This is a genomic window from Thermoanaerobacter sp. A7A (genome assembly GCF_000445185.1).
Classification (GTDB): Bacteria; Bacillota; Thermoanaerobacteria; order Thermoanaerobacterales; family Thermoanaerobacteraceae; genus Thermoanaerobacter.
Genome location: NZ_AVAF01000123.1, coordinates 24,102 through 31,140, shown reverse-complemented (window position 1 = coordinate 31,140; position 7,039 = coordinate 24,102). Strand labels below are relative to the sequence as shown.

The window sequence follows — 7,039 nt, the reverse complement described above, 5'->3', positions numbered from 1 at the left end:
TTTATATAGCTACTTCTATTCCTTTTGACGAAGAAATGAAGGAAAGAGTCAAAAGGCATAAAGAGAGAAGGCCACCTTTTTGGCAGACAAAAGAAGTCTACAAAAATTTATATGATGTAATATCAAAAAGCAATGCCAAAGTCGCATTGATTGACTGCCTTACAGTTATGATTACAAACCTATTAATGGAAGTTGACTTAACATGGGAAAAAGTAGAGTTGAAGGAGATTGATAACATAGAAAAGCAAATTGCTGACGAAGTAGATAAGATATTAAGTGCTAAGAAGGATTTTAAAGGGGATATAATTCTTGTGACAAATGAAGTGGGAATGGGATTAGTGCCCGAATACAAACTTGGCAGGATATTTAGAGATATAGCAGGCAGGATGAATAAAAAAGTGGCAGATGCTGCAGATGAAGTTTATTTAATGGTTTCAGGAATACCTCTTAAAATAAAGGGATGATTGAAAGGGGTGCAACATTTTTATGGAAGAAATTAAAAGATTGGTACTTGCGATGCAATTTATGACACGCCTTCCTATACCAATAAAAATTGATGCTGAAAAAAGTGAGTTTTATAAAATAGCATCTTATTTTCCTGTAGTTGGAATTGTCATAGGGTCTATTCTTTCACTTTTGTACTTTGCGTTAAAAAATTTCTTTTCCCGGGAAATTGTAATGACTTTTATTGTAGCTTTTTCTTATGTTTTAACAGGAGCAATGCATATTGACGGGCTTGCAGATACCTTTGATGGTCTTTTCAGCAATAAAGATAAAGAGAGAATGCTTGAGATAATGAGAGATTCAAGGCTTGGCACAAATGGAGTCTTAGTTTTAGTTTTTATGGTTATTTTAAAGATATTATTTCTCACCAATATACACGAAAATATTACTTTAACAGCACTTTTAATTACCCCAATTATTGGGAGATTGTCAATTGTATTTTCTATGATGATAAGTAAATCTGCAAGAGGTGGAGAAGGCCTTGGAGGACTCATGCTGGGTAAAGTAGGGATAAGGGAATTTGCCATTGCTTTTGTTATTTCAATTGCTACAAGCTATTTTATACTGCCTTTAGCGGTTTTTGTAAAAATACTTACTATATCGCTTTTTGTTACTTATATTGTATCAAAGTATATTTCGCTGAGAATAGGTGGTATGACTGGGGATACTCTCGGTGCAGTAAATGAATTGGCAGAGCTTACTGCACTCATTTGCTTTGTAAGTGTGTCATTATAAAAAAGGAGAGATTTTTATGGGAAAAGGATTATTAATAATAGCACATGGAAGTCGTGTTGAAGAAACTAGGGAAGCAGTATACCAAGTTATAAATAAAATAAAGAGCTTCAAAATATACAAAGACGTAAAAGCAGGTTTTATGGAATTTAACCAGCCTGATATATCTACTTCCATAAGAGAATTTGTCGAAGAAGGAATTTACGATATCATAGCAGTTCCTATGTTTTTATTTGAAGGAAACCATGTGTTACATGATATACCTGAGGTTTTTGGAAAAGAAAAAGAAAAATATCCGGCTTTAAAGATTAAGTTTGCAAAGTCTATAGGGTATGATGACAGGATCGTAGATATAATGCTTGAAAGAGCGAAAGAGGTAGAATAAAAATTTACTTATGGGAAAGGGTTGTTTTTTATGAATTATATAACTGACCCTAAAGAGATTGAGAAGAGAAGTTTTGAAATAATAAGTAAAAATATTGACGAGATGAAGTTTGAAAAAAGAGAACTTATGATTGTAAAAAGGGTAATTCATGCGACGGCAGACTTTGACTTTGCTCACATAATAAAAATCTCTGATGGAGCAATAGATGCAGGTTTAAAAGCCTTAAAAGAGGGATGTACAATTGTTACAGATACAAAAATGGCTGAAGCGGGAATAAACAAAAAGGCTTTAAAATCTATAGGAACAAGTGTCAAATGTTACATTGACATGCCACAAGTAGAGGAGCTTTCAAAAACGTACGCCATTACAAGGTCAATGGCATCAATGGTTATAGCCTCAAAAGATGGAAGAAACAAGATATTTGCCATTGGCAACGCTCCAACAGCCCTTTTTAAACTTTGTGAACTCATAAATTCCGGTGAAATAAAGCCTTATTTGATAATTGGCGTTCCTGTCGGTTTTGTTGGAGCAGAAGAAGCAAAAGAAGAAGTGAAAAAACTTGGAGTGCCCTACATAATAACGGAAGGAAGAAAAGGTGGAAGTACAATAGCGGCAGCTATAGTCAATGCTCTTTTGTACATGATGGGTGATTGATACAAAAGACAGGCGCAAAAGTGGGTGGAGTTATGGAAGTGTATACAATTAAAGAAGGTAAAAAGCTGAGATACGGCTATACTACTGGCTCGTGTGCGGCTGCTGCCTCAAAAGCCGCTACCTACATGCTTTTTACAGGGGAGAAAATAGACACTGTAGAGATAGATACACCAAAGGGGTGGCACCTTATACTTGATGTTTTAGATGTGACGTCAGGAGAAGGGTGGGTAAAATGTGGCATAAGAAAAGACGGCGGTGATGACCCTGATGCAACTCACGGGCTTATAATATATTCAAAAGTGGAATTAAAAGAGGGAGAAGGAATTGACGTTTACGGAGGAGAGGGAGTAGGAGTTGTCACAAAACCGGGGCTACCCGTAAGCCCTGGAAAACCCGCTATTAATCCTGTTCCAATGTCCATGATTTTAAATGAAGTCAAAAAAGTATTACCAGAAGGGAAAGGTGTAAAAATTACCATAAGCGTGCCAGGTGGTGAAAAGGTGGCTTTAAAAACTTTTAATCCGCGGCTTGGAATAGTTGGAGGAATATCAATACTTGGTACTTCAGGAATTGTAGAGCCTATGTCGGAGGAAGCTTTAAAAGCTTCTCTTGAGTTAGAACTTTCTATTCTTTCTGCCGAGGGACATAAAAAGGTAGTTTTTGCTCCAGGAAATTACGGCAAAGATTATGCTATGAAAGAAGGCCTTGAAGAAAGGCTTATCATATCTTATGGGAATTTCTTAGGATTTATGCTGGAAAAAGCAGTAGAGTACGGCTTTACACATGTGGTGTTGGCAGGGCATATAGGTAAACTCGTAAAAGTAGCAGCAGGGATATTTAATACCCACAGCCATGTTGCAGATGCAAGAGCAGAAATAATGGCGGCTTATGTAGCCCATTTTGGTGCAGATAAAAAGACTGTTGACAAAGTTCTGGATTCAAATACAACTGAAGAAGCCCTCGATATAATAGAAAAGGCGGGAGTCAATATAAAAGACTTTAGTCAGTTTATCGCTGACAGGGTCTACATGAAATGTAAGCAGTATGTTTACGATAAATTAAATATCGAAGTTCACCTCATTTCATTGAAAAGAGGCATTATTGCAAAAGCAGGGGAGAAAGTAGAATGGTGACGATTGTGGGAATAGGGCCGGGAAACAAGAAATTCATTACCCCCTATGCACTTGAAAAAATAAAAAAAGCGGATGTGCTAGTGGGAGGCAGGCGCCATCTCAAGGAATTTGAAGATATTGATTGCGAAAAGATTGTGATAAACGCTTCAACAGATTACCAAAGTATAATGAGCAGAGAAGGCAATATTGTCATTTTGGCATCGGGAGAACCTTCTTTGTACGGCATAACCGAAGTGATTTTAAAATATGTGGACAAAAGCCAATTAGAAATAATTCCAGGCATAAGCTCAATACAATACATGTGTGCAAAACTTAAAATAACAATGAATGATTTGACAGTGGTAAGCTTGCACGGCCGCAGTGAGGATTTAGTAAAAAAAGTAAAAGAAAATAAAAAAGTCGCTATTTTTACTGATAATACACATACGCCACAATTTATTGCAGCCTTATTGAAAGAGGGAAATTTGCATGACAGAATAATACACGTTGGTGAAAATCTGTCTTATGACATCGAGAGGATTTACTCTTTTACAGTAGAGGAACTTTTAAACTGTAATAAAAAATTTGATTTAAATGTAGTGGTGATAACATGTGGCAATACATGACACCGGGAATTTCCGATGAATATTTTATAAGAGGCAGTGTACCTATGACAAAAGAAGAGATACGAGCTTTGTCAATATCTAAGTTGAGGCTTAAAGAAGACAGCATAATATGGGATATTGGCGCAGGTACAGGTTCTGTTTCTATTGAGGCTGCTTTAATATCAAAAAAAGGTGTTGTTTATTCTATAGAAAAAGAAGAAGATGGGATAAGACTTATAAATGAAAACATCAAAAGATTTAATGTAGAAAATATTGTTGTGGTGGCTGGTGAAGCGCCTGATGCCCTTTTAGATTTGCCATCTCCTGATAGGATATTTATTGGAGGTACAGGGGATAAAATGTATCAAATATTCCAGACTGCTATAACTAAATTAAAAAGAGATGGAATAATCGTAGTTAATGGGATTACGCTTGATACAGCATATTCAGCTAATCATTATTTTAAACAAAAAGGATATAGGGTTGAAACGATATGTGTAAATATTTCAGTTTCAAAAGAAGCAGGAAATAAAACGATGATGATAGCAAGAAATCCTGTTTACATAATAACGGCGAAAAGAGAGGGATAGAATGGCAAAATTATACGGCATAGGAGTAGGACCGGGGGAGGAAAGCCTTATTACTTTAAAAGCTGTAAAAATACTTCAAAAGGTAGATGTGGTGATAGCCCCTTCAAGTAAAGGAGAAGGAAGTATTGCTTATGAGATTGCAAAGCCTTATATAAAAGGCGATGTAGTATTTATGGAATTTCCCATGACCTACTCAAAAGAAGACCTCAAAACAAAGTGGGAAGAAAATGTTAAAAAAATCAAAGAGTTGCTTGATGAGGGGAAAGACGTAGCTTTTATAACAATAGGAGACCCCATGATTTACAGTACCTACATATACATTTTAAAAGGAATTGAGGATTACGAAGTAGAGACGATTCCTGGAATTACCTCCTATAGTGCAGCCGCCTCAAGGTTAAATATCCCAATTGCGGAGGGAAACGAGACTTTTGCAGTGATTTCATCAGGAGATGTGACGGAAATTTCAAAATCTCTTGATATGTTTGATAACGTGGTATTAATGAAAATTTCGAGAAGATACGAGGAAATAGTAAATCTTCTAAAAGAAAAAAGCTTCAAAGGATACCTTGTGATAAAGTGCGGCCATAAAGAGGAAAAAATATCCTACGACCTTGATAGATATATAGGGAAAAAGATAGATTATTTGTCACTCATTATTGCAAAGAAGGTGAAGTAGCTGTGGTTTATTTTATTGGTGCAGGACCAGGAGACCCTGAACTTATAACATTAAAAGGGATGAAAATAATACAGGCTTGTGATGTCATCATATACGCAGGGTCACTTGTCAATAAAGAGATATTGAAATACGCAAAACCAGAGGCTGAAATTTACGATAGCGCTTTAATGAATCTTGATGAAATAATTGAGCTTATGGTAAAATCTTATAATGAGGGGAAAGATGTAGCGAGAATACACACAGGAGACCCTGCTATTTACGGTGCCATACATGAACAGATTGTGAGGCTGGAAGAAGAAAATATAGATTATGAAGTAATTCCCGGTGTTAGTTCTTTTTTGGCAGCAGCGGCAGTTTTGAAAAAAGAGCTGACGATTCCTGAAATAACCCAGACGGTTATTATAACACGAATAGGCGGAAGGACAAAAGTACCTCCAAAGCAGGACTTAAAAGATTTATCCCGCCACAAAGCTACAATGGCGATATTTTTAAGCGTGCAGGACATTGACAATGTCGTTTTAGAGCTGAAAGAGGGTTATGAAGAGACTACTCCTGTTGCAGTTGTATACAAAGCCACTTGGGAAGACCAAATGATTGTTACAGGCACCCTTAATGATATTTCACAAAAGGTCAAATCAAAAGGGATAGATAAAACAGCTATGATACTTGTAGGAGATTTCTTGAAAGATATAAAATCTTATTCAAAGCTTTATGATAAGAAATTTTCTCATAGCTTCAGGAAGAAGGAAGATTTATGAGAATAGCGATAATTGCTCTTACAAAAAATGCTTCAAAGCTGGCGAATGAGATTGGCCAAAAATTAAAAGGGGACGTGTATGTAAAAGAAAAATACGCCGTTTCAGGAAACTATGCAATAGAAGGAGATTTTGTGGAGTTTGTTCACAAAATATTCAGCAAATATGAGGGTCTTGTTTTTGTAATGGCTACAGGGATTGTGGTAAGAGCAATTGCAGGGGTGGTGAAGGACAAATTTACTGACCCTGCTGTTGTGGTAGTAGATGAAAAAGGGAGGTTTGCAATAAGCCTTTTATCGGGCCATGTTGGTGGTGCAAATAGGCTCGCTTTGACAGTAGCGTCCATAATTAGTGCACAGCCTGTGATAACAACTGCAACAGATATAGAAGGAGTCATATCCCTTGACGTTATTGCTAAAGATTACGGATACCAAATTGAAAATATAGAGGATTTAAAAAAGGTCAGTGCAGCCCTTGTAAATGGAGAAAATGTACGCTTTGTCTTTGATGAAGATGTTGAGGAAATACCTTTACTAAAAGATTATGTAAAAAACGATGATGACGGTGAAGTTGATGCTTTTGTTTATGTAACTGACAAAGAAATAAAAAAACTGTTAGAAAAACCTTATGTTATATTAAGGCCTAAAAATATAGTTATTGGCTTAGGATGTAAAAAAGGAATAGCTTTTGAGGATTTGCTTACCTTTGTTAGTGAAACCTTTAAAAACTTAAATTTAAGCTTAAAAAGCATCAAGTCAATTGCTACTATAGATATAAAAAAAGAAGAAAAAGGGATACATCAGTTGGCGGAATTTTTAAAAGTTCCTGTTGTTTTTTACACAAAAGAAGATTTAAAAAAAGTAGAAAACAAATTTCCTATTTCGGATTTCGTTTTTCATACAGTGGGAGTTGGAAGTGTTGCAAGGCCTTCTGCTTATTTATCTAGTGATGGTGGCAAAGAGATAGCATATCTTAAAAAGGATGGGATAACACTTGCTATATATAAATCCAGAAAGAAGGATTGAC

Annotated in this window: 10 protein-coding genes; all 10 read left to right on the top strand. The window is 35.9% G+C overall.

Translation table 11 applies throughout. The features are described from left to right. Nucleotides 1-464 (top strand): bifunctional adenosylcobinamide kinase/adenosylcobinamide-phosphate guanylyltransferase (cobU, locus tag M663_RS0109840; RefSeq protein ID WP_029688790.1); only part of this gene is annotated, 464 nt, incomplete at its 5' end. 22 nt (nucleotides 465-486) lie between these two features. After that, nucleotides 487-1,239: an adenosylcobinamide-GDP ribazoletransferase gene (gene cobS / locus M663_RS0109835; RefSeq protein ID WP_004399803.1), complete on the top strand. Its 753-nt coding sequence runs from the start codon at nucleotides 487-489 to the stop codon at nucleotides 1,237-1,239. A gap of 16 nt (nucleotides 1,240-1,255) precedes the next feature. After that, complete coding sequence (locus tag M663_RS0109830) at nucleotides 1,256-1,621, top strand: CbiX/SirB N-terminal domain-containing protein (RefSeq protein WP_029688789.1); 366 nt, start codon at nucleotides 1,256-1,258, stop codon at nucleotides 1,619-1,621. Nucleotides 1,622-1,651: 30 nt separating this feature from the next. Then, the gene (locus tag M663_RS0109825) at nucleotides 1,652-2,275 is read left to right on the top strand and encodes a precorrin-8X methylmutase (protein WP_029688788.1); all 624 of its coding nucleotides are present in this window, start codon (nucleotides 1,652-1,654) and stop codon (nucleotides 2,273-2,275) included. Between the two features lie 32 nt (nucleotides 2,276-2,307). Beyond that, nucleotides 2,308-3,408 carry a cobalt-precorrin-5B (C(1))-methyltransferase CbiD gene (gene cbiD, locus M663_RS0109820; RefSeq protein WP_029688787.1) on the top strand — a complete coding sequence of 367 codons (1,101 nt, stop codon included), beginning with the start codon at nucleotides 2,308-2,310 and terminating at the stop codon, nucleotides 3,406-3,408. Beyond that, nucleotides 3,402-4,013, top strand: coding sequence for a precorrin-6y C5,15-methyltransferase (decarboxylating) subunit CbiE (gene cbiE / locus M663_RS0109815; protein ID WP_029688786.1), 612 nt, complete (start codon nucleotides 3,402-3,404; stop codon nucleotides 4,011-4,013). Before cbiD ends, cbiE begins: the two co-directional genes overlap by 7 nt. Further along, a complete protein-coding gene (gene cbiT, locus M663_RS0109810) occupies nucleotides 3,998-4,582 on the top strand; it encodes a precorrin-6Y C5,15-methyltransferase (decarboxylating) subunit CbiT (protein ID WP_273702688.1) in 585 nt (194 codons plus the stop codon). Before cbiE ends, cbiT begins: the two co-directional genes overlap by 16 nt. Nucleotide 4,583: 1 nt before the next feature. After that, a complete protein-coding gene (gene cobI, locus M663_RS0109805) occupies nucleotides 4,584-5,258 on the top strand; it encodes a precorrin-2 C(20)-methyltransferase (RefSeq protein ID WP_029688784.1) in 675 nt (224 codons plus the stop codon). Nucleotides 5,259-5,260: 2 nt separating this feature from the next. Next, nucleotides 5,261-6,016, top strand: a complete 756-nt coding sequence (gene cobM, locus M663_RS0109800; RefSeq protein ID WP_029688783.1) for a precorrin-4 C(11)-methyltransferase — start codon at nucleotides 5,261-5,263, stop codon at nucleotides 6,014-6,016. Beyond that, nucleotides 6,013-7,038: a cobalt-precorrin 5A hydrolase gene (cbiG, locus tag M663_RS14755; RefSeq protein ID WP_273702687.1), complete on the top strand. Its 1,026-nt coding sequence runs from the start codon at nucleotides 6,013-6,015 to the stop codon at nucleotides 7,036-7,038. The genes cobM and cbiG overlap by 4 nt, the downstream gene beginning before the upstream one ends. The last annotated feature ends 1 nt before the right edge of the window (nucleotide 7,039 follow it).